22 protein-coding genes are annotated in these 20,469 nt (G+C 58.0%); 11 read left to right on the top strand and 11 right to left on the bottom strand.

Annotation, left to right across the window (positions count from 1 at the left end):
• Positions 1 to 70 precede the first annotated feature (70 nt).
• Positions 71 to 745: a DUF2161 domain-containing phosphodiesterase gene (locus AC2FIB_RS05550; RefSeq protein WP_496733878.1), complete on the top strand. Its 675-nt coding sequence runs from the start codon at positions 71 to 73 to the stop codon at positions 743 to 745.
• Here AC2FIB_RS05550 and bla read toward each other — a convergent pair.
• A complete protein-coding gene (gene bla / locus AC2FIB_RS05545) occupies positions 742 to 1,623 on the bottom strand; it encodes a class A beta-lactamase (RefSeq protein ID WP_496841840.1) in 882 nt (293 codons plus the stop codon). The genes AC2FIB_RS05550 and bla overlap by 4 nt on opposite strands.
• Positions 1,624 to 1,850: 227 nt before the next feature.
• Here bla and AC2FIB_RS05540 point away from each other — a divergent pair, with 227 nt between their 5' ends.
• The 5 genes from AC2FIB_RS05540 (at position 1,851) to AC2FIB_RS05520 (ending at position 6,825) form a co-directional block, all read left to right on the top strand.
• Positions 1,851 to 2,138: a co-chaperone GroES gene (locus tag AC2FIB_RS05540; RefSeq protein ID WP_058275523.1), complete on the top strand. Its 288-nt coding sequence runs from the start codon at positions 1,851 to 1,853 to the stop codon at positions 2,136 to 2,138.
• 54 nt (positions 2,139 to 2,192) lie between these two features.
• A complete protein-coding gene (gene groL, locus AC2FIB_RS05535) occupies positions 2,193 to 3,836 on the top strand; it encodes a chaperonin GroEL (protein ID WP_496733881.1) in 1,644 nt (547 codons plus the stop codon).
• A 186-nt stretch (positions 3,837 to 4,022) separates the two neighbouring features.
• Positions 4,023 to 4,865 carry a DMT family transporter gene (locus AC2FIB_RS05530; RefSeq protein ID WP_496733882.1) on the top strand — a complete coding sequence of 281 codons (843 nt, stop codon included), beginning with the start codon at positions 4,023 to 4,025 and terminating at the stop codon, positions 4,863 to 4,865.
• Positions 4,866 to 4,903: 38 nt separating this feature from the next.
• On the top strand, positions 4,904 to 5,677 hold the full coding sequence (locus AC2FIB_RS05525; RefSeq protein WP_496733884.1) for an alpha/beta fold hydrolase: 774 nt from the start codon (positions 4,904 to 4,906) through the stop codon (positions 5,675 to 5,677).
• A complete protein-coding gene (locus AC2FIB_RS05520; RefSeq protein WP_496733885.1) occupies positions 5,674 to 6,825 on the top strand; it encodes an alpha-D-ribose 1-methylphosphonate 5-triphosphate diphosphatase in 1,152 nt (383 codons plus the stop codon). The genes AC2FIB_RS05525 and AC2FIB_RS05520 overlap by 4 nt, the downstream gene beginning before the upstream one ends.
• 1 nt (position 6,826) lies before the next feature.
• On the opposite strand, the gene AC2FIB_RS05515 is transcribed toward AC2FIB_RS05520, so the two are convergent.
• From AC2FIB_RS05515 to AC2FIB_RS05500, 4 genes are all read right to left on the bottom strand, one after another.
• On the bottom strand, positions 6,827 to 7,894 hold the full coding sequence (locus tag AC2FIB_RS05515) for a 5-(carboxyamino)imidazole ribonucleotide synthase (protein WP_496733887.1): 1,068 nt from the start codon (positions 7,892 to 7,894) through the stop codon (positions 6,827 to 6,829).
• Complete coding sequence (locus AC2FIB_RS05510; RefSeq protein WP_496733888.1) at positions 7,894 to 8,652, bottom strand: NAD(P)-binding domain-containing protein; 759 nt, start codon at positions 8,650 to 8,652, stop codon at positions 7,894 to 7,896. Before AC2FIB_RS05510 ends, AC2FIB_RS05515 begins: the two co-directional genes overlap by 1 nt.
• On the bottom strand, positions 8,649 to 9,134 hold the full coding sequence (gene purE / locus AC2FIB_RS05505; protein ID WP_496733889.1) for a 5-(carboxyamino)imidazole ribonucleotide mutase: 486 nt from the start codon (positions 9,132 to 9,134) through the stop codon (positions 8,649 to 8,651). Before purE ends, AC2FIB_RS05510 begins: the two co-directional genes overlap by 4 nt.
• A gap of 77 nt (positions 9,135 to 9,211) precedes the next feature.
• Entirely contained in the window at positions 9,212 to 9,436 is a 225-nt protein-coding gene (locus AC2FIB_RS05500) for a YdcH family protein (RefSeq protein WP_058275529.1), read from the bottom strand.
• A gap of 164 nt (positions 9,437 to 9,600) precedes the next feature.
• Between AC2FIB_RS05500 and AC2FIB_RS05495 the strand changes: the two genes are divergently transcribed.
• The 4 genes from AC2FIB_RS05495 to AC2FIB_RS05480 all read left to right on the top strand — a co-directional run bounded on the left by AC2FIB_RS05495 (position 9,601) and on the right by AC2FIB_RS05480 (position 12,093).
• On the top strand, positions 9,601 to 10,014 hold the full coding sequence (locus AC2FIB_RS05495) for an Hsp20 family protein (protein ID WP_058275530.1): 414 nt from the start codon (positions 9,601 to 9,603) through the stop codon (positions 10,012 to 10,014).
• A gap of 5 nt (positions 10,015 to 10,019) precedes the next feature.
• Positions 10,020 to 10,244, top strand: a complete 225-nt coding sequence (locus tag AC2FIB_RS05490; RefSeq protein WP_170466716.1) for a DUF1150 family protein — start codon at positions 10,020 to 10,022, stop codon at positions 10,242 to 10,244.
• A gap of 95 nt (positions 10,245 to 10,339) precedes the next feature.
• Entirely contained in the window at positions 10,340 to 11,224 is an 885-nt protein-coding gene (locus AC2FIB_RS05485; RefSeq protein ID WP_496733891.1) for a PhzF family phenazine biosynthesis protein, read from the top strand.
• Positions 11,224 to 12,093: a hypothetical protein gene (locus tag AC2FIB_RS05480; protein WP_496733892.1), complete on the top strand. Its 870-nt coding sequence runs from the start codon at positions 11,224 to 11,226 to the stop codon at positions 12,091 to 12,093. The genes AC2FIB_RS05485 and AC2FIB_RS05480 overlap by 1 nt, the downstream gene beginning before the upstream one ends.
• Here AC2FIB_RS05480 and AC2FIB_RS05475 read toward each other — a convergent pair.
• The 5 genes from AC2FIB_RS05475 to trxB form a co-directional block, all read right to left on the bottom strand.
• Positions 12,090 to 12,947 (bottom strand): hypothetical protein, encoded by an 858-nt coding sequence (locus AC2FIB_RS05475; RefSeq protein ID WP_496733893.1) that lies wholly within the window; start codon positions 12,945 to 12,947, stop codon positions 12,090 to 12,092. The two genes, AC2FIB_RS05480 and AC2FIB_RS05475, sit on opposite strands and share 4 nt — an antisense overlap.
• Positions 12,948 to 13,058: 111 nt before the next feature.
• Positions 13,059 to 14,777, bottom strand: a complete 1,719-nt coding sequence (locus AC2FIB_RS05470) for a bifunctional sulfate adenylyltransferase/adenylylsulfate kinase (protein ID WP_472723133.1) — start codon at positions 14,775 to 14,777, stop codon at positions 13,059 to 13,061.
• Positions 14,778 to 14,983: 206 nt separating this feature from the next.
• Positions 14,984 to 16,654, bottom strand: coding sequence for an adenylate/guanylate cyclase domain-containing protein (locus AC2FIB_RS05465; RefSeq protein WP_496733895.1), 1,671 nt, complete (start codon positions 16,652 to 16,654; stop codon positions 14,984 to 14,986).
• Positions 16,655 to 16,705: 51 nt separating this feature from the next.
• Positions 16,706 to 17,182: an RES family NAD+ phosphorylase gene (locus AC2FIB_RS05460; protein ID WP_496733897.1), complete on the bottom strand. Its 477-nt coding sequence runs from the start codon at positions 17,180 to 17,182 to the stop codon at positions 16,706 to 16,708.
• Positions 17,183 to 17,186: 4 nt separating this feature from the next.
• Complete coding sequence (gene trxB / locus AC2FIB_RS05455; protein ID WP_496733898.1) at positions 17,187 to 18,128, bottom strand: thioredoxin-disulfide reductase; 942 nt, start codon at positions 18,126 to 18,128, stop codon at positions 17,187 to 17,189.
• A gap of 226 nt (positions 18,129 to 18,354) precedes the next feature.
• On the opposite strand from trxB, the gene AC2FIB_RS05450 reads away from it, so the two are divergent.
• Positions 18,355 to 18,855: an Lrp/AsnC family transcriptional regulator gene (locus AC2FIB_RS05450; RefSeq protein WP_058275538.1), complete on the top strand. Its 501-nt coding sequence runs from the start codon at positions 18,355 to 18,357 to the stop codon at positions 18,853 to 18,855.
• Positions 18,856 to 18,971: 116 nt separating this feature from the next.
• Here the strand turns inward: AC2FIB_RS05450 and AC2FIB_RS05445 are convergent, their stop codons facing one another.
• Positions 18,972 to 19,754, bottom strand: coding sequence for a Hint domain-containing protein (locus tag AC2FIB_RS05445; protein ID WP_496841802.1), 783 nt, complete (start codon positions 19,752 to 19,754; stop codon positions 18,972 to 18,974).
• Positions 19,755 to 20,469 lie beyond the last annotated feature (715 nt).

Below are 20,469 nucleotides of genomic sequence, written 5' to 3'. Positions count from 1 at the left end.
CGCAGCATTGTATTCAAGCCAGATGCAGGTGATGGCTGGCGTTCGCGGCAAATTTGCATAGCATGGCAGAATGGACCGCGAGCAGGATCTATACCCGCCGATCAAGGCGCTGTTCGAGCGTCAGGGCTATACCGTCAAAGGCGAAGTCGGCGCTGCCGATATCGTCGCTGTTCGAGATGGCGATGAGCCGGTGATTGTTGAGCTGAAGCTGCGGTTCTCATTGGCGCTGTTTCATCAGGCGATCACGCGGTTAAGGGTGACTGACCAGGTCTATGTCGGCGTGTGCAAACCCAAGGGGCGAACGGCGCGGCGTGCGTTAAAGGACAATTTGGCGCTGTGCCGCAGACTTGGTCTCGGTCTGATCACTGTACGTGCTGACGGCGCGGTCGAGGTGCAATGTGACCCTGGCCCGTATGCACCGCGAAAAAACAAAGCAAAAGCGGCTCGTCTTTTGCGTGAATTTGACCGGCTTGAAGGTGACCCCAACGCAGGTGGGGCCACCCGGCACGGGATCGTGACGGCCTATCGTCAGGACGCGCTGAAATGTGCAGCCCATCTGGCCGAATGCGGCGCGACAAAGGGGGCGGAAGTTGCCCAATCTACCGGCGTCGCCGAGGCCACGCGCCTGATGCGGGACAATCACTACGGGTGGTTCGACAAAGTCGAGAAAGGGGTCTATGCGCTGTCGGCTACGGGGGCCGAAGGGTTGAAGCACTGGGCGTATAGCTGGGAAGATGCGAACTAGTCAGGCCGTGCGGCGATTTCGGAAATCATGGCGCGGCCAATATCTGAAAGGACGGCATTGCGTTCAAGAAATGGCGCATCGCTTTCGGTCAGATAGATGGCGGCCAGATAGGTGCGGGGCTCGGGTGTCTGCAAAAAGGCAACGATCGCTCGGCTGCCGTGGCCTCCGGCACCGGTCTTGTCCCCGATCGTCCACCCGTCAGGCACGTGCGCGCGGATAAGACCGTCGGCCACTTGATCGTCTATCATCCATTGCCTGAGTTGAGCAGAGGATGCGGGTGAGAGCGTCTGGCCAAATAGCAACCGGTCCAGCGTCGCCAGTATTGTCCGAGGCGTTGTAGTGTCGCGCGGATCGCCTGGAGTGGCTTCGTTCAGCGCCGTCTCCCATCGATCAAGGCGGGTGATGTCGTCGCCGTTTGTCCGAAGAATCTCGGTCAGTCCGGCAGGCCCATCCAGACGGCGCAACAGCAGATTGGCCGCAGCATTGTCGCTGATCGTCACCGTTGCTTCGCATAGCGCTCCGACAGTCATACCGGTCTCAACATGTTTGCTGGTGACAGGGGAGTAATCTACCAGGTCCGCCGAATGGTACGTGACGTGATCTGACAGGCTTTCCGTACCTGCATCCACCTCTGCCAGCACGGCGCCGCACAAGAGCGTTTTGAACGTGCTGGACATCGGAAACAGCTCATCGGCGCGGTATGAAACTTCCCATTCGTTGCTGGGATCATAAAGGAGCAGCCCGATCCGGGCATCAAGGCGGCGCTCCCAGCTCTGGACCGTTTCGGTAAGGGACTGCGCCTGTGCTGATGTGGCTAAGCCAACTGTAATAGTAATTAAAAACAACAGGGTAGTTGTGATTTTGCGGAGCCCACGCATCGAATCTGCCTTGGTCAAATGTGGTCGCCATCACCTTAGTTGGCTAGGGCGCGGTGTAAACCGGGCGTTCTGGGGCTCTGCGTGCGAAAAATATTCAGGCAACTTGTTGACTCGGTCATTTCGACCCCCTAGCTATGCGTCGTTATCACTCTCTACTTCCGAGTGCTAACGCCTCGCTGAAAGGCGGGGGGAGGATAGATAAACTTTGAGCCCAAGGAGCTGCAAAGATGGCATTGAAACCGCTTCATGACCGTGTGCTGGTTCGTCGTACCGAAAGCGATGAGAAAACCGCAGGCGGGTTGATCATTCCCGAAAGCGCAAAAGAAAAGCCCAGCGAAGGCGAAGTCGTTTCGACCGGTGAAGGCGCGCGCAAGGACAGCGGCGAACTGATCGCAATGGCTGTAAAAGCTGGCGACAAGATCCTGTTCGGCAAGTGGTCGGGCACCGAGGTTCAGGTCAACGGCGAAGAGCTGCTGATGATGAAAGAAAGCGACATCATGGGGATCATCGAGTAAGCGCCCACGCTTCTCTGATCTTCATTTCCAACATTTTTCTCAAGGAGAAACAACATGGCTGCTAAGGACGTCAAGTTCGACACCGATGCCCGCAACCGCATGCTGTCAGGTGTGAACATCCTGGCCGATGCTGTCAAAGTGACCCTGGGCCCCAAAGGCCGCAACGTGGTTCTGGACAAATCCTTCGGCGCACCGCGCATCACCAAAGACGGTGTATCGGTTGCCAAAGAAATCGAACTGGAAGACAAGTTCGAAAACATGGGCGCGCAGATGGTGAAAGAAGTCGCCAGCCGCACCAATGACGAAGCCGGCGACGGCACCACCACCGCAACCGTTCTGGCACAGGCAATCGTTCGCGAAGGTCTGAAGCAGGTTGCAGCGGGCCTGAACCCGATGGACTTGAAACGCGGCATCGACCTGGCAACTGCCAAGGTTGTTGAGGGCATCAAAGACGCCTCGCGCGAAGTCAAAGACTCGGCTGAAGTCGCTCAGGTTGGCACCATCTCGGCCAACGGCGAAGCAGAAATCGGCCAGCAGATCGCAGACGCGATGCAGAAGGTTGGCAACGAAGGCGTTATCACCGTCGAAGAAAACAAAGGTCTGGAAACCGAGACCGATGTTGTCGAAGGTATGCAGTTCGACCGTGGCTACCTGTCGCCTTACTTTGTCACCAACGCTGACAAGATGATTGCAGACCTCGACGACTGCATGATCCTGCTGCACGAAAAGAAACTGTCGTCGCTGCAGCCGATGGTTCCGCTGCTGGAGCAAGTGATCCAGTCGCAAAAGCCGCTGCTGATCATTGCAGAAGACGTTGAAGGCGAAGCGCTGGCAACTCTGGTTGTCAACAAACTGCGCGGCGGCCTGAAAATTGCTGCTGTCAAAGCACCGGGCTTCGGCGATCGCCGCAAAGCCATGCTGCAGGACATCGCAATCCTGACCGGTGGTCAGGTCATCAGCGAAGATCTGGGCATGAAGCTCGAGTCCGTCACCATGGACATGCTGGGCACCGCCAAGAAAATCGAAATCACCAAAGACGAAACCACCATCGTCGACGGTGCTGGCGAAAAAGCAGAGATCGAAGCACGTGTTGCTCAGATCCGCACTCAGATCGAAGAAACCTCGTCGGATTACGACCGTGAGAAGCTGCAAGAACGCGTTGCCAAACTGGCAGGCGGTGTTGCCGTTATCCGCGTCGGCGGCATGACCGAAGTTGAAGTGAAAGAGCGTAAAGATCGTGTTGACGATGCTCTGAACGCAACGCGTGCAGCCGTTCAGGAAGGCGTTGTTGTCGGTGGCGGTGTTGCTCTGGTTCAGGCCGGTAAAGCACTGGAGTCGCTGAAAGGCGCAAACGCTGATCAGGATGCAGGCATCAACATCGTTCGCAAAGCCATCGAAGCGCCTCTGCGCCAGATCGCCGAGAACGCGGGTGTTGACGGTGCTGTTGTTGCTGGCAAGGTTCGTGAAAACGAAGACGCTGCATTCGGCTTCAACGCTCAGACCGAAGAATATGGCGACATGTTCTCGTTCGGCGTGATCGACCCGGCCAAAGTTGTCCGTACCGCACTGGAAGACGCGGCATCGGTTGCTGGCCTGCTGGTCACCACCGAAGCAATGGTTGCTGACAAGCCCGCCAAAGAAGGCGCGCCTGCTGGCGGCGGCATGCCCGACATGGGCGGCATGGGCGGCATGATGTAAGACGTCGAATTTGCCTCGGCGAATTCTGACGGTCCCGACAAGCGCTTGGCTGTAAGGCCAAGCTGCCGAGGGGGAAGCCTAAAAATATAGGGACGGGGTCGCCTTCGGGCGGCCCCGTTTCGTTTTGCGGACCACCCGCGGGAATGTGAGTGTGCAAAACGCGCCGAAACCGGCTATGCGGTTGACATGAAACTGTTCTTACTCACGTGCCTGACGATGTGCGCCTTTGCGTCCAACTCGATACTTAATCGTCTGGCGATTGATAGTGGCGCCAGCGATCCCGCTGCCTTTGCCGTGGTGCGGGTTTTAGCCGGTGCAGTGGTGCTGGCCGGGCTAGTTCTTCTGAAGGCTGGCCACTTGCCCCTGTTTGACCGACGCAGGATTGCCGGGGCGGGGTCGTTGTCCCTGTACATGATCGGATTCTCGGTCGCCTATCTGACACTGGACGCGGGTCTTGGCGCGCTGATCCTGTTTGGGGTGGTGCAGGTGACGATGTTCACTGTGACATCAGTGAAAGGCACTCTGCCCACTGGTCGGCAGATCGCGGGCGCCGCAATCGCGTTGCTGGGGTTGGGCTACGTGCTGTGGCCATCCGGATCGATACAGGTCAACCCGGTGGGAGCAGCCCTGATGATTGCTGCCGGGATCGGCTGGGCGATCTATTCGCTGGTTGGCAAGTCCGAACCGGATGCCTTATCCGGCACTGCTGCAAATTTCGTCGTGGCATTGCCAGTGACAACGCTGGCTTTATTGGCGACAGGAGGGGCGTGGCACATGACTGCTAACGGATACTTGCTTGCCGCGTTGGCCGGTGCGGTCACATCAGGGATGGGGTATGCGCTGTGGTATCAGGTTCTGCGGGAATTGACGCCCACAACGGCGGCCGTCGTGCAACTCAGCGTTCCGATCTTAGCCATTGTTGGCGGTGTCCTCCTGCTGGGTGAGGCCGCCAGTCTGCGCCTGATCCTGGGGGCAGGTCTGGTATTGGGAGGAATTGCACTGGCCGTTCTGCGCAGGACGCCGCGGTAGGGGTTTATTCGCTGGACGTTAGGCCTTATCTGGCGGCTATGCGTTATTTGCTTGCCCTCTTTCTGTTCTTTGTGCCTGCCATTGTGCAGGCAAAATGCGTGGTCCTGCTGCATGGGCTGGCACGGACCGAAGCGTCCTTTACCGTGATGGAACAGCTGTTCAAGACGCATGGTTATACCGTCGTGCGCCCTGGATATCCGTCCACTGACCTACCTATTCCCGAACTGGCTGCACAGACACTGCCGGACGCGTTTACTGAATGCGGTGACGACAAGGTCAATGTGGTTGCGCATTCGATGGGCGGCATCTTATTGCGTTATTGGTTGCAGGAAAACCATCCGGAGAACCTGGGCCGTGTGGTCATGCTCGGGCCGCCCAATCAGGGAAGTCAGCTGGTGGACGAACTTAGCGCGTATGAGGTGTTTGGGATGCTGAATGGCCCAGCTGGTCTGGCGCTGGGCACAGGCCCCGAAGGTATCCCAAGGCAACTGCCGCCAGCGGATTTCGAACTGGGTGTCATCGCTGGTGAGAATTCGTTGAACCCGCTGTTTTCGTCGATGATCGATGGTTCGGATGACGGCAAGGTCTCGGTAGAGACCACCAAGGTCGACGGGATGGCGGACCATATCGTTCTGCCGGTGACACACACATTCATGATGAACAACCCACGCGTAATGGCGCAGGCGTTGCATTTCATAGAGTTTGGGCAGTTTGACCCACAGATTACTTGGTTGGACGGGGTGATGGAAATCATCGACGAAATCTGCATCGGGCAGGATTGTTCGGAACCCGCGTCGGAACCTTCCCAATGACCGCACTTTCTCTGACTTTAACCGGCGCAGAGGTCTTGTTGCCGGACCAAGGGATGACTCGTGCAGACCTGCCCATTGCCGAGGGGATCGTGCAAGAGGACCGCGCAGGCAGAACAATCGATCTATCGGGATATCTTGTGATGCCCGGTATCATCGATCTGCACGGTGATGGGTTCGAGCGTCACATCGCACCGCGCCGCGGGGCGATGAAGCAGATGGGCGAGGGTATTTTGTCGGTCGAAGCTGAACTGGCCGCCAACGGGATCACGACGGCGGTCCTGGCCCAGTTCCTGAGTTGGGAGGGCGGCGTACGCGGCCCCGAATTCGCTGGCCAAGTGTTTGATGCTATCGCGTCGGTCAAAGATTGCGTCGTGACCGATCTGCTGCCTCAGTTACGGTTCGAAACGCACATGCTGGCGGAATACCCCAACCTGCCTGAACGCATCACCAATTGGCAGGTGCCCTATGTCGTGTTCAACGACCACTTGCCGCATGACCGGTTGGCCGAGGGGCGCAAGCCGCCACGTTTGACGGGGCAGGCGCTTAAGGCAGGGCGCAATCCGGACGCACATTTTGAGATGCTGCTGTCCATGCATGCCCGCCGGGATGATGTGCCCGCTGCCTTGGACACGCTCTGTACGGCGCTGGCCGAACAGGGTGTCCGTATGGGCAGTCATGACGACGCAACCGCCCAAACCCGCGCCAATTGGCGGGAGCGAGGTGCTCAGATTGCCGAGTTTCCCGAAACGCTAGAGGCAGCCGAGGCTGCACGGGCTGCTGGGGATCACGTGATTCTCGGATCCCCCAACGTGGTGCGAGGCGGGTCGCATAAGGGTAATGTCAGTGCACTGGATCTGATCACGATGGGGCTGTGTGATGCCTTGGCATCGGATTATCACTATCCCAGCCCGCGGCGCGCTGCGCTGATGCTTGCCAAATCTGGCCTGCTGGATTTGGCAGGGGCGTGGGCGCTGGTGTCTTCAGGGCCAGCACGGGTGCTAGGGCTGCAGGACCGGGGCACACTTGCCCCTGGTCTGCGCGCAGACATGGTGATCCTTGAGGAGAAATCTCACCGCGTCGCCGCCACGCTGGCGGGCGGGCGGGTTAGTTTCATGTCCGGCGATATCGCGGCGCGGTTCGTGGGCTGAGTCACCGCGTGATGCGGTTGAAATGCGCCATCTTGCGGCCCGCCTTTACCTCGGCCTTGCCATAGAGATGCAGCGCTACGTCGCGTTCCCGCGCCAGCTCTGGCACGCGGTCCATATCGTCGCCGATCAGATTTTCCATGACCACGTCCGAGTGGCGTTGACCATCGCCCAAAGGCCAACCGGCTACGGCGCGGATATGCTGTTCGAACTGATCCACCGCGCAGCCGTTCTGAGTCCAGTGACCCGAGTTGTGCACCCGAGGCGCAACCTCATTCACGATCAAACCTTCTGACGTGACGAACAGTTCGACACCCATGACACCGACGTAATCCAGCGCGTTCAAGATATTGGCGGCCAGAAGAACAGCATCGGTTCGCTGCGCCGGGGCGAGGCGGGCGGGTACCGCGGTGGTGTGCAGGATGCCATCGCGGTGCACGTTTTCACCTGGGTCGAAACAGGCGACTTGACCGTCGATGCTGCGGGCGGCGATGACCGATACCTCGTGGCTGAAATTGACGAACCCTTCGAGGATTGCGGGCGCGCCTGCCATATCGGCCAGTGCGGCCTCGGCATCCTCGGGACCGCGCAACCGTGCCTGTCCCTTGCCGTCATAGCCGAAACGACGTGTTTTCAGGATGGCTGGCGTGCCAATCTGGTCAATCGCTGCCTTTAGGCTGTCCAGATTGGTGATGTCGGCAAACGGCGCTGTTTTCAAACCCAATCCGGCAAGGAAAGTCTTTTCGGTCAGTCGATCTTGACTGACACGCAGCGCCTCGCGCCCCGGATGGATAGGGCAATGTGCTTCCAACAGGTCCAGCGCTTCGGTCGGGATATTTTCGAATTCATAGGTGATGACATCGACGGACTCGGCAAAGGCCTTCAGTGCCGCAGCGTCATCATAAGCTGCAGTCGTCACATGATCCGCCACCTGACCGGCGGGTGGGTTGGCACCTGGCTCATAGATGTGGGTTACAAAGCCCAACCGGGCCGCCGCGACGGACAACATCCGGCCCAATTGGCCACCGCCCAGAATTCCAATCCGCGCCCCCGGAGCAAGCATGTCCGTCATCAATCAGTCTCCAACCTTTTTCCAATCGCCTGCAGGGCCGAGCGCAGCGCATCATGTGCGTTGCCCGCATGCAAGGCCTGCGTCATTTGCAGGCTGAGTGTTCCATCAGTTGCCAGCGCGTCCCGCTCTTCGGCCAAACGCCCGGCTTGCCCGGTTTGCATTGTGTGCAGAAACCCGGACAGCAGCTGTGTTGTATAAAACTCTGAGGCATCCGCGTCGCCCGTTTGCTCGGCCAGCCACTCGGCACCCGTTGCCAACACGTCCAGAATGCCCGGGACCATGGCGCAGACGGCAAAATGGGCATTCAGCGCGGCCTCGTTGGATACCTTAACCACCGGGTTCTCGGGCTCGAACAATTCAGCCAGCAAGGCGTCGTTGCCGAACGCTGCAAGCGGGCATCCACCTTGCTGAAGAAACCCCAAAGGGATCGTTTGTACAAAGTCAGTTGCGGGGGCGCATAACGCAGCAAGCTGATCCACCGATACAGCCGCCATCACTGACACGATCTGCTGATCCGAGCGAAAGTTTAGCGGTTCCAAAACTTCCGGGGCGATCTGGGGGCGCAGGCAAAGAAAAACGATATCTGATGTGTCAAGAACCGCTTGTGGGTTCGCGACCAAGACATCCAGTTCAGCTTTTAGTTCGGCCGAGACTGTAGCGTTGCGCTCAGTCACGGCGATCTCGTGCCCTTTGGCCGCAAGAAAGCGCGCAATGGGGGCTGCAATATGTCCGGTTCCGATGAAGCCGATACGGCTCATCCCTGCGGTTCCTCGGGGATCGAGGCCGAAAGGGCCGCGCGCCAGGCATCCAGACGATCAGCCAGCGCTGGGTCTTGCAGAGCAAGGATACCGGCCGCCATCAACCCGGCATTGGCCCCACCGGCCGATCCGATGGCCATCGTCGCCACCGGAAAGCCTTTGGGCATCTGCACAATGGAATACAGCGAATCGACGCCGGACAAGGTCCGCGTCTGCACAGGTACTCCGATCACCGGCACGCGCGTCTTTGAGGCCATCATCCCGGGCAGATGTGCTGCACCGCCCGCACCCGCGATAATCACATCCAGGCCGCGCTGAACGGCGGTTTTGCCATAGTCCCAAAGGCGATCAGGGGTGCGATGGGCCGAAACGATGCGTTTTTCATACGCAATGCCCAGTTCATCCAGAATGTCTGCGGCTTCTTTCATCGTGGGCCAGTCCGACTGGCTGCCCATGATGATCCCCACTTTCACATCGCTCATCCACTTGTCGCCCTTGCCTGCCGAAAGAGCGCGCACTATAGCCAAATCGGCCTATCTGGCAATGCGGTACAGGGCCTTCAGGCGATGATATCCGGGGTCAGACGGTCCTCGATCAGGCGAATGATGTCCTTAAGGCGCAGTTTCTGCTTTTTCAGCCGCTTGATCGTTAACTGATCCGACGTCCCCGTCGCTTGCAGCGCCTCGATCGCTTCGTCCAGATCGCGGTGCTGGCGGCGAAATACCTCCAGCTCGACCCGAAGAACTTCATCTGTTTTCATTGAAATGTCAGTGGGCGCGTTCATGGACGACTCGGTTGTTGTTGTGGTGCTTTCCACACAAGATAGTGTGTCAGGGTTTATCCGGCCAGACCTTGTGGACATCCCTGCATATTCCCATATTCTATCATACGCGGTTGCCAAAACGGGACCGCACCACACGTCGCTTTGGCAATAAAGGACGAAAATACGTGTCGAAACTTACTCTTGGCTCATACCCGCATCTTTTGGGGTTCGAGCAATTGGAACGCCTTCTGGAGCGGTCTGCAAAGGCCGGCAACGAAGGATACCCGCCCTATAACATCGAACAGACCTCGGATTTTTCCTATCGTATCACCTTGGCAGTTGCCGGTTTTGCGGAAGAGGACCTGTCGATTACCATCGAGGATCGCCAATTGGTGATCCGGGGCCGTCAACGCGACGATAGCGAGGGGCGTATCTTTCTGCATCGCGGCATCGCGGCGCGTCAGTTTCAGCGCATGTTTGTGCTGGCCGATGGTGTTGAGGTGGGCGAAGCGATCATGGAGAACGGTCTGCTGCATGTGGACCTGACCCGAGCCGTGCCGGAAACCGTGGTTCAGACAATCAATATTCGGAAGGGGTAAGAGCAATGAATACACCGATTGAAATCAACACCGAAGGCGATCGGATCGTTTATGTGAAAGCTGTCGATGTAGCTGACCTGCCGCGCGAAGTGCGCGAACAGGCCGGTGATCTGGATCAGCTTTACGCTGTTCACGACTCCGACGGCCAGCAACTGGCGCTGGTTGCAGACCGCAAGCTAGCCTTTGTTCTGGCGCGCGAACATGACTTCTCGCCGGTGGCCGTTCACTGAAACGGCCCGGCAGAAGGTGATTTTCCCGTGACATCCGCCGCCCCACGGGTGAGATATGCGAACCAATACAGGTTCGCAGGGCGGAGGCACCATACATGAGCTGGTTTGATTTCGACTGGGTGGACGCATTCAGCGACCGTGCCTTTGGCGGCAATGGATGCGCCGTGGTGCATGGTGGGGCCGTCCTGCCCGAAGATGTCTGTACCGCTTACGTGCGCGAAACGTCCTTGGTCGAATGTACCTTTACCGGGCCGTCTGACGTGGCCGACGTCCGAGTGCGCTATTTTCTAGCCAGCCGTGAGATCCCTTTTGCGGGGCATCCCACAATAGCCACTGTGGCGGCGATGCGGTCGCGTGGGCTGTTTCAGGGGGATGCGCTGACACTGGACACCGGGGCAGGGATCGTTTCAATCCAACTCAACGGTGATGAGATTGAAATGACGCAGGTTGCCCCGCAATTCGGTGCGATCGTTCCTGCCGACCTGGTTGCCGCTGCCATCAGCCTACCGGAAAGCGCGATCATCTCGCCACCTCAGATGGTATCCACAGGGTTGCCGTTTTGCGTCACTGTGCTGCGCGACCTCGAAGCGCTACGTGCCGCAAAGCTGGCACAAGAACCGCTGCGCAAGGTGATAGAGGCCGGAGGGTATTCCGGATCGGACATGGCCGAGCCATTTATTGTGACGCTGGAGGGCGCGAGCGAGGCGGGCGACACGTTCTCACGCCTTTTGATGTTGCCGCCCAGCCCGCCCGAGGATCCGTTCACCGGCTCCGCAACCGGGGCGATGGCAGCTTATCTCTGGAAATATGGCCTGATGCCCAAGGACACGTTTACGGCAGAACAGGGCCACGACTTGGGCCGCCCCGGCCAAGCGACCGTTACACGCGTTGGACCTGCCGATGCGATGACCGGTATCAAGGTGGCGGGCCGTGGCTATATTCTGATGCGTGGTCAGGTCAATTTGCCCGGGCAACTGTAATGACTGAACCCGCGATCGCCATCCTTCCATATGGGCATCGGTTGGGTCCGAAACTGGCTTCGGTTCCATTGTCCGATCTGATCTGGCCCGAGGGGTGCCCCGAGCGCCTGATGGGCAAAACGGTTGGCGATCTTGAGCGTACTGACCACCTTATTATGTACCCTAATTCAACCGTCCATCTGCGCCTTCGCCGAGGGACCCGCGCCCGGATTTCCCTGATGATGGGTGAGCCGTCGGCAATTCACGCCAAGCACGACAAGATGCTGCGCTACACGTGGCGGCGTTTCTTTCGCGTGATGACGTTCCACGACGTGTTGCTGCAGAACCTTCCGAACGCTGTGTTTCTGCCCTACGGCGTGACGATGGTGCCGGATTGGCGAGACCTCAACGTAGAGAAAACGAAATCCTGCTCGCTCATCGCCTCAGCCAAACGCGATCTGGAAGGGCACCAACTGCGCCATTCGGTGATTGACTGGGTGCGGGAAACGGGTGCTGACGTTGATATCATGGGGCGGGGATACACGCCATTTGACCGCAAATCCGACGGTTTGGCACCGTATCGCTATTCTGTTGTGATCGAGAATGTGCGCGAGAAGAACTATTTCTCGGAAAAGCTGACAGATGCGATCCTATGCTCAACGGTCCCGATCTATTGGGGGTGTCCGAATATCGGGGACTTCATGGACACAGCCGGTATGATCCTCTGTGAGTCCGAGCCCGACATTCAGCGCGCGATCAACAGCCTGTCCGCTGACGACTATGCCGAACGCCTGCCGCATCTGAAAGCTGCGCAAAGCAAGGCGGCAGAGTTCGGTGACTTTGAAGGCCGTGCTGTGCGGACCCTGCGCGAACAGATAAACGCAGCCTAGTCGTCCAATGGCCGCGGGGCCAGCCACCCCACCGGCAAGATCGGATTCGCCGAGGCGTCGATCCCATGTCGAAGGCAAAGCCGCTGCAGATATGATCCGCTGACCGGCAGCCCGGCGGTTTTGCCTGCCATGAACTTTTTCTGATGTCCGTAGATGTGGACTGAATGCACCTTATCCTGTTCGATCTCGGCCGTGGAAATGCGCGGATCGTGGAGTTGCCATAGCTGATCCTTGTCCAAAGGATAGAACACCTCCGGCTGCATCGCGTGGCTGTCTTCGCCAGTCTGGCGCAGAAAGAACTCCAGCGCCTTGGGGCCAGAGCTGCCCCAGGGCAGTGTTTCAATGCCCCAGGTTTCACCGTTTCGGATGCGCCTGCGATTGTTTCGAAGCAGCCGACCGCCGCGCCAGGGCTGGGTTGGGTTGGCAGAGGTCACGAAGTCAATCCATAACGCCAGTGTCTCTGAACCTTCCGGCAGCCGCAGGACGCCGTTGGGAAAAGTGCCTGATTGCGACGACCCAAAAACGTAAGTCGAAGAAAAGTCGAATGGCCTGACGCAATATGCATCCAGATCGACCCAGATGAACGGAGTTTTCTGCATAAGCCGCAGTCGAAAGATGTCAGAAAACACTGCGACCCCTAACCGGTCTTCCGGTCGAAAATCAAACGGCGCTGGCCAAAGGATATCAGAAGCGGGCCGTATCTCGGTGCCGCTAGGCACGCCTTCGATGTCATGCACGGTATACAGGATAAACCGGTGACCGTTATCCAGATAGGACTGAATGCATAACGCCTCGAGCCAGCTCAGGTCTGAACCAAACCAGAAACTGGCAATTACAGGCAGGTCGCGGGTCATGGGCACTTTGCATTTTGATTAGGGTCTGCATTTGCACCTAGGCAGCGTGCGCTTGTCAATCCAACAAAAAAAGCGGCCACAGATGGCCGCTTTGCTTGTTCGTTGTAGCAATTAGGATGCTGCAATCAGACCCATGCTTTCCAGTTTCAGCAGAACCTGATGGGCGCAGTTGTCGACCTCGACATTTTCGGTCTCGACGCTCAGTTCGGGGTCCGCGGGAACGTCATAAGGGTCCGAGATTCCGGTGAACTCTTTGATCTTGCCTTCGCGGGCCAGCTTGTACAGTCCCTTGCGGTCGCGGCGTTCGCATTCCTCAATGGTGGTGGCCACGTGAACCTCGCAGAAGGCGCCGAACTGTTCGATCTCTTCCCGGACCGCGCGGCGGGTCGTGGCATATGGTGCGATCGGCGCGCAAATTGCGATACCGCCATTCTTGGTGATCTCGCTGGCCACATAGCCGATGCGGCGGATGTTCAGGTCGCGGTGTTCCTTCGAAAAGCCCAGCTCAGACGACAAGTTTTTCCGAACGATGTCACCATCCAGCAAGGTAACGGGACGGTCGCCCATCTCCATCAGCTTGACCATAAGCGCGTTGGCAATCGTCGACTTGCCCGAGCCTGAGAAGCCGGTGAAGAACACAGTGAATCCCTGCTGCGAACGCGGCGGGAAGCGGCTGCGCAGTTCCTGTACAACTTCGGGGAACGAGAACCATTCCGGAATCTCAAGACCTTCACGCAAACGGCGGCGCAGTTCGGTGCCCGAGATATTCAGGATAGTGACATTGTCCTTGTCCAGAATCTCATCGTTCGGCTCGTATTGCGCGCGTTCCTGCACGTAGACCATGTGTTTGAAATCGACCATCTCTACGCCGATCTCATCCTGGTATTTGCGGAACAAATCCTGCGCATCGTAGGGGCCGTAGAAATCTTCGCCCTGACTGTTCTTGCCTGGGCCCGCATGGTCACGACCGACAATAAAGTGGGTGCAGCCGTGGTTTGCACGGATTAGCCCGTGCCAGACGGCCTCGCGCGGGCCGGCCATGCGCATTGCCAGGTTCAACAACGACATCGATGTGGTCGAGGCCGGGTATTTGTCCAGCACTGCCTCATAGCAGCGCACGCGGGTAAAGTGGTCGACGTCGCCAGGTTTGGTCATGCCCACGACCGGATGGATCAGCAGGTTGGCCTGCGCCTCTTTCGCGGCGCGGAACGTCAGTTCCTGGTGTGCGCGGTGCAGCGGGTTGCGGGTCTGGAACGCAACGATACGCCGCCAGCCGACTTTGCGGAAATAGGCGCGCAGCTCGTTCGGAGTGTCGCGGCGCGCGCGGAAGTCATAATGGACCGGCTGTTGAATACCGACCACAGGCCCGCCCAGATAAACTTTGCCCGCGACGTTGTGCAGGTAGTTCACCGCCGGGTGGGCGTCGTCATCTGCGCCAAAGACTTTTTCGGCCTCGCGTGCCTTGTCAGGCGTCCAGCGGTCCGTGACCGTCATTGTGCCCAGAATGACGCCTTCCTGATCACGCAGAGCGATGTCCTGGCCCAATTCGATTTTGTCGGCGAACGCCTCGTCTACGTCCAGAGTAATGGGCATCGGCCACAGTGTGCCGTCAGCCAGACGCATGTTCTCGACGACGTTGTCGTAGTCCGCCTCGCCTAGGAAACCTTTGAGAGGGTTGAATCCGCCGTTCATCAGCAGTTCCAGATCGCAGATCTGGCGCGGGCTCAGGTCCCAGCTGGTCAGATCTGCGGCTTCCACCTTCAGTTTCTGTGCTGAATCGTAGGACACGAACAATTCGGGGATCGGGGCCAGGTTACTTAACATCGTCATGGGATTACTCTTGTAAAAGTGCTGCTTTGCCATTGATTAAGGGGCGTTTGCCCCGGCTTTTGGGTGAAGTCCATATACTTTGGTGAAACAAAGGACGATATGCGCGGTTTTTCCACGCAATGGAAGGATATTCCGGTTTGTGTGGCAATCTGCGAAGCTGGTTCCAGAGGTGGGCAACAATTCCACCCAATTCAGGGCGAGTGTTCTTATGCAGCCGCACTGGCGCTCAAATCCGCCGCTTTAGGGACGGGCAGGGCGGGAATCGGTCGCGTCACCCCACGCAGCTCGAATGGGCGAACCTGCCGCATATCGCCGTCATATCCTGCCGCCAGCAACAACTCTTCCGAGACCAAAAGTTCGCAGCCCAAGTTTTTGGTTTCGGCCTCTAACCGGCTGGCCACATTTACGGTGTCGCCGATGATTGTACGGGCGGCGTGGCCCGCGGCACCGATTTCACCCAGAACAAGGTCCCCCAGATGCAGGCCCATTCCGATGCGGATCCGGGGGCTGCCCTCTGTTTCCAGCTGCTGGTTGAAACGCTGCAAGGCAAGGCTGATATCAATGGCCGCTTTCATCCCGGCCCGAGCAGAGCTTTGGGCGTCGTTGGTTTCGAACACGGCCAACAGGCCGTCGCCCATGTATTTGTCGACCACTCCGCCCTCAGCCGTGATCGCCGGAACGATAGCGTCGAAAAAGCGGTTCAGCAGGAAAACGATGTCGTAGGGCAGTTGGCCAGCGGTGCGCGAGGTAAAGCCGCGCATGTCCAGAAACAGGACCGCCAATTGCCGTTCCTGACCCTGGCTTGCATGTGCCCGGTGTCGGGCGCCATCTGGACGGAACATGCGAAACGCTGTGATCGGAGCCATCGGTCGGATTTGACATGCCAGCCGGGCACCCGCCGGGGCGCTGACCGCAGCTAGGCTTCGGGCTTCGACCTCACCAGGTTCGGGCAGTTGATCCCCGCCCGCCTCGACAATCACGCGGCAGGTGGTGCAGCGCCCTTTGCCACCGCATAGCGCCGTGTGTGGAATGCCGTTGGCTTGGGAAATTTCAAGCAGGGTCATCCCTTTTTCGGCAACGACCTCAGGGCCTTGAGCGTATTTGACGCGCACGGAATGTCGACGGCGCCACAGCTTGCGGATCGCAAAAACCGCCAGGGACGCGCCAAGGGCCACCCAGAACGCCATGAGCGCATTGTCTTTTACGCTGAACAGCTGCTGGAAGTCTTCGGGAGAGGGCCAGTTGTAATGCTCGATATATTGTTCACGTAAAAACGGGTCTGCAAAATCAGCCCAGATCCGGCGCCCTTCCGTCAGCACCCCGGCAAGGGCAAATGTCGGAACAAACACAGCCAGGCCAATCAGATAAGGTACCAACTTGGGCCACCAGCGGGTCAGCCGCAGCCACATGTGCAGTCCGATACAGCCATGTACCCACACCACGAGCAACAACAGGCTTTGCATCCAGACCGCGTAGCTGGGCCACATTAGAACGATGATATAGCCCATTTCATCGTTCACATCGTAGACTGTGTTCGCATAGCGCGTTTGCACGATATGCGAGATCAGCTGCAATGGGATCAACAACCCCAGAACCATCTGCAACCCTGTGCTGAACGGCATGCGCAAAGTCCGGCGCTGGCTGATCGAGTACAGGGCTAACCCCGCGTGAATCAAAAGAGCAGCATAGAGTATTATGCTGCCGACATCGTGACGTGTGATTACATGCCGGGCATCCTGCATGTCATGCAGGTAGTCCGTGTGAAACAGACCAAGGCCGATGTTGATGAAGTGAAAGAACGCAAAGGCGAACAGAACCAGGCCGCTGCCGATCCTCAGCCGGGTTGCCCACCCGCCTTGCCACAGAACAGTTTTCAATCAGATCACCTGCGTTGGTCTTGCCTGAGGCCGAGTCTGATACGCCGCAGCTTAGCGGTCAAGCGCAGGTTGCGGATAGGGCGGCGTCCAATCTGTTGACGGCGTATTCACACGGATCAGCAAAGGAGACGGGTCGAACAGGACAATGTGGCTGAGTTCGGGGCGCGAGCGTGAGCTGTATAGCAACCCGTCAGCACCTGCGTCACGCGCGCGGTCCGAGAAGCCCCATGTCGGCGAGGTGCCCTGCTTGGCGTGAATGTCCTGCCAAACGACCGATGCCTCGCGCTGTCCACGTAAGTCGACCAGTTTTGCGCCTGTCACGGTTGCCCGCTGTAAGACCCGTGGCGGATCGCCCGCCGAAACATATCGTCGAATAGCAACCCCGGCACCTTCTGCGCTGAGCGAGGCGTAAAGCGCCGTCTGCCCCGAGTAATGAAAACGCCCCTCTGGCGCCCGAGCAGGGGCCAAAGGGGCGTCCAATTGCGTCAGAAAAAGAATTCTCCAGACCGGGCCGGAGAATTCCAGCATCAGATCAATCCTGTTCGGCCAGGAAACGCTCGGCATCCAGTGCGGCCATGCATCCCATGCCGGCGCTGGTCACAGCCTGCCGGTAGATATGGTCCGTCAGATCCCCGGCGGCAAATACACCCGGCACCGAGGTCTCGGTCGAACCTGGCTTGGTCACGACATAGCCGCCCATATGGCTTTCCAGTGAGTCCTTGACCAGTTCATTGGCAGGTGCGTGTCCGATCGCGACAAAAACGCCTTTGCAGGGGATCTCGGTAATCTCGCCGGTCTTCACGTTTTTGACCCGCACACCTTCGACACCCAGCGGGGCATCGGTGCCGGTCACTTCTTCCAACTCGTGGAACCACAGGGGTTCGATTTTTTCATGCTTCAGCAGCCGGTCCTGCAGGATCTTTTCCGCGCGCAGCTCATCACGACGATGGATCAAAGTGACCTTGCTGGCAAAATTAGTCAGAAACAGCGCCTCTTCGACGGCGGTGTTGCCGCCACCGATGACCACGATTTCCTGTCCGCGATAAAAGAAGCCGTCGCAGGTCGCGCAAGCGGAAACGCCAAAGCCCTTAAATTTCTCTTCCGACGGCAGGCCCAGCCATTTGGCGCGCGCGCCGGTGGCCAGAATGACAGCATCAGCTGTGTAGACCGTGCCGCTGTCGCCTGTTGCGGTGAACGGGCGTTTGCTGACGTCCAGATCGTTGATGATGTCACCGATGATTTCACAGCCCATCGCCTTGGCATGGTCCTGCATACGCACCATCAGGTCGGGGCCTTGAACCTCGGTGTCTCCGGGCCAGTTTTCGACCTCGGTCGTTGTGGTCAGTTGGCCACCCGGCTCGATGCCCTGAACCAGAAACGGCTCCAGCATCGCGCGGCTTGCATAAACGCCGGCCGTGTAACCGGCCGGTCCCGATCCGATGATCAGAACCCTGGTGTGTCGTGTTTCGGCCATAGTACCCCCAACTCGATCTGCCTGATTGGGGCGCGTGGCCCCTGACGGATGGATATAGCGAGCGTCGCGCAGGGCTTAAACCCCCAACCTTTTGACAGGCAGTCATGCATTTGCGGCAAGGTGCCCAAAAAAAGAACATTGAAAATATAGAATATTGCGCAGGTGCGAAAGATAATTGCGCATTGGTCGGGTGCTGATATAACAACCGAAAAATTAGGAGCATTTCATGGTCGCGATACGGCTGGATGAGATTGACCGCAAGATTTTGGCAGAATTGCAGGCAGACGGTCGCATGACCAATGTCGAGTTGGCAAAACGCGTAGGTATTTCAGCGCCGCCTTGCCTGCGGCGCGTGCGTACGTTGGAAGAATCCGGGCTTATTCGCGGCTACCATGCCGATGTGAACTCACGCGAGTTGGGGTTCGAGGTTCAGGTCTTTGCCATGGTGGGGTTGGAAAGCCAGGCCGAATCCGAACTTAACGCATTTGAGGAACGCTGCCGCGAATGGCCGCTGGTTCGGGAATGCCACATGTTGAACGGCGAGGTGGACTTTATCCTGAAATGCGTCGCCCCCGACCTGAGCAGTTTTCAGCAGTTCCTGACGGGCGAGCTGCTGACCACGCCCAATGTAGCCAGCGTGAAAACATCGCTGGTTATTCGCGGCGCCAAGGACGAACCCGGCGTTCCCTTCGACGTTCTGGAAGAACGAATGAACCGGACGGCGTAAACATCATTCGCTTTTGATGCGGTTTTGACGGCGGCAGAAAAGCTGCGACCGTCAAAGATAAAACCCAACTAATTATCAGCTGCATAATGCCCCCACACTGCAGTTAGTTTTTGTTGTCACGCAGAAAGCGCATTTATCTCCCCGTCTCCTGCGCGCGGTAGAACCAGTGGACCAAAATCGCTCAGCGATTCGATATGCGCAAATAAGTTCAAGTAGATCGATCTGAGCGATTGGCTGACCTGACGTGCGGCATTGACGCCGGGATGGTAGGATTCGAACTGCAGGCCATCGACCTTGATGACCGAATGACGTTTCAGGCAGATGTGAAACAACTCAATCGGGGTCGGCGGCAATGTTTCGATCACGCTCATACCGTCTTGGAATTCATGGACAGGGGTCAGAATCTCGCCCCCGTCGTGCAAATGGCGCAGATGCGCAGGTGTGCCCAGCAGACGAGCTGCGGGTCCCGCAATCACGCCGGACAACGGTTTTTGCATCCCAAATGTATCAGCCATGATCCGAGTTAGCGGGCGTGTTCGGCCACGCGAGTCCTCGCGCCCGGGAATCAGGGTCACCGATCCTTTCCAAAGCACTTTTTGCAAGGCACCGTCCTGTGTCAGAATCGAGTCGCCCGGCAGCAAATCTTCGATTGCCAATGGGCCATGTTCGGTTTCTACTAGGGATCCGCGTGTAAAGGCGCAGAAGGCGTCTTCGAACATGGGCAATGCCGGGGCGATGTGGCGCGTTTGCGAAACATCTCCATTTGGCATCAAGGTACTGACCTCATAGCGCCGCAACTGCGCCTTTGGTCTTGCGTTTGTCCTCGGAATTTCGCCCAGCATGGCCGAAGTTTCGACCGCATTTCTGGCTGCGCGCGCGAAAGAATGTGGAATGGTCATTTGTATTCCGTCCCCTCTAAAACACCGCTCAGACGGGCAGAGCCCTCCGTACAGGGCAACCTGAATGGCATTGTTTTTGTCTTCAGGGAGACGGCGATCGCAGGTCGCACGCCTTGCAGACGTTGCAAGGCAAGGAATTTACGCTTTTCTTTGGTCATCACGCTGACCCCCCAAGACAAACTCACTAAAACGCAAGCGAAAATTGCCTGCGCACACACACCCCTGAACCTGGCCGCTGGAAATTTCAGCGGTAGGTCACACACCGGCCCGGAGCACCCCTCCGATGTGTGTCTTGACCCTTGGAACCGGCAGCTTGGTTCCTTGGGCGTTTTGATCAGAGTCGTGTTGCCAAGCGGCGTGCGACCCTGACCGAATTGCTGGAAACCCGTTTCCACGGCATCTCCGGCGCGTGCTTTCTTGTGGCCGCAACAACGGCACTGAGAAAGCGAGATTTAACCTTCATCTTTGTTCCTGCTCATGCTGTGGGCCATTGCCCGTTTCCCTTTGAAAGCCAATGTGGTCTGCCAATACGGCACCGATAAGGCTGATCCGGGAGAATTCAGGAAAAGTGAAGGTCGGCAGTTCCTCTTCTTTTGAACTGTCACACACTGCTGGAGAATCGACTGGTAAACATCTGAGTGCGGACAATAAAAGTGAAAATATCTCGACTCAGGTAGACACAAACAATATGGCAAAAAAGCGGCGAAATCGCCAC

The organism is Ruegeria sp. YTSA072, assembly GCF_059610285.1.
The sequence above is the reverse complement of the archived record's forward strand: the minus strand, read 5'-3'. Positions and strand labels throughout refer to the sequence as shown.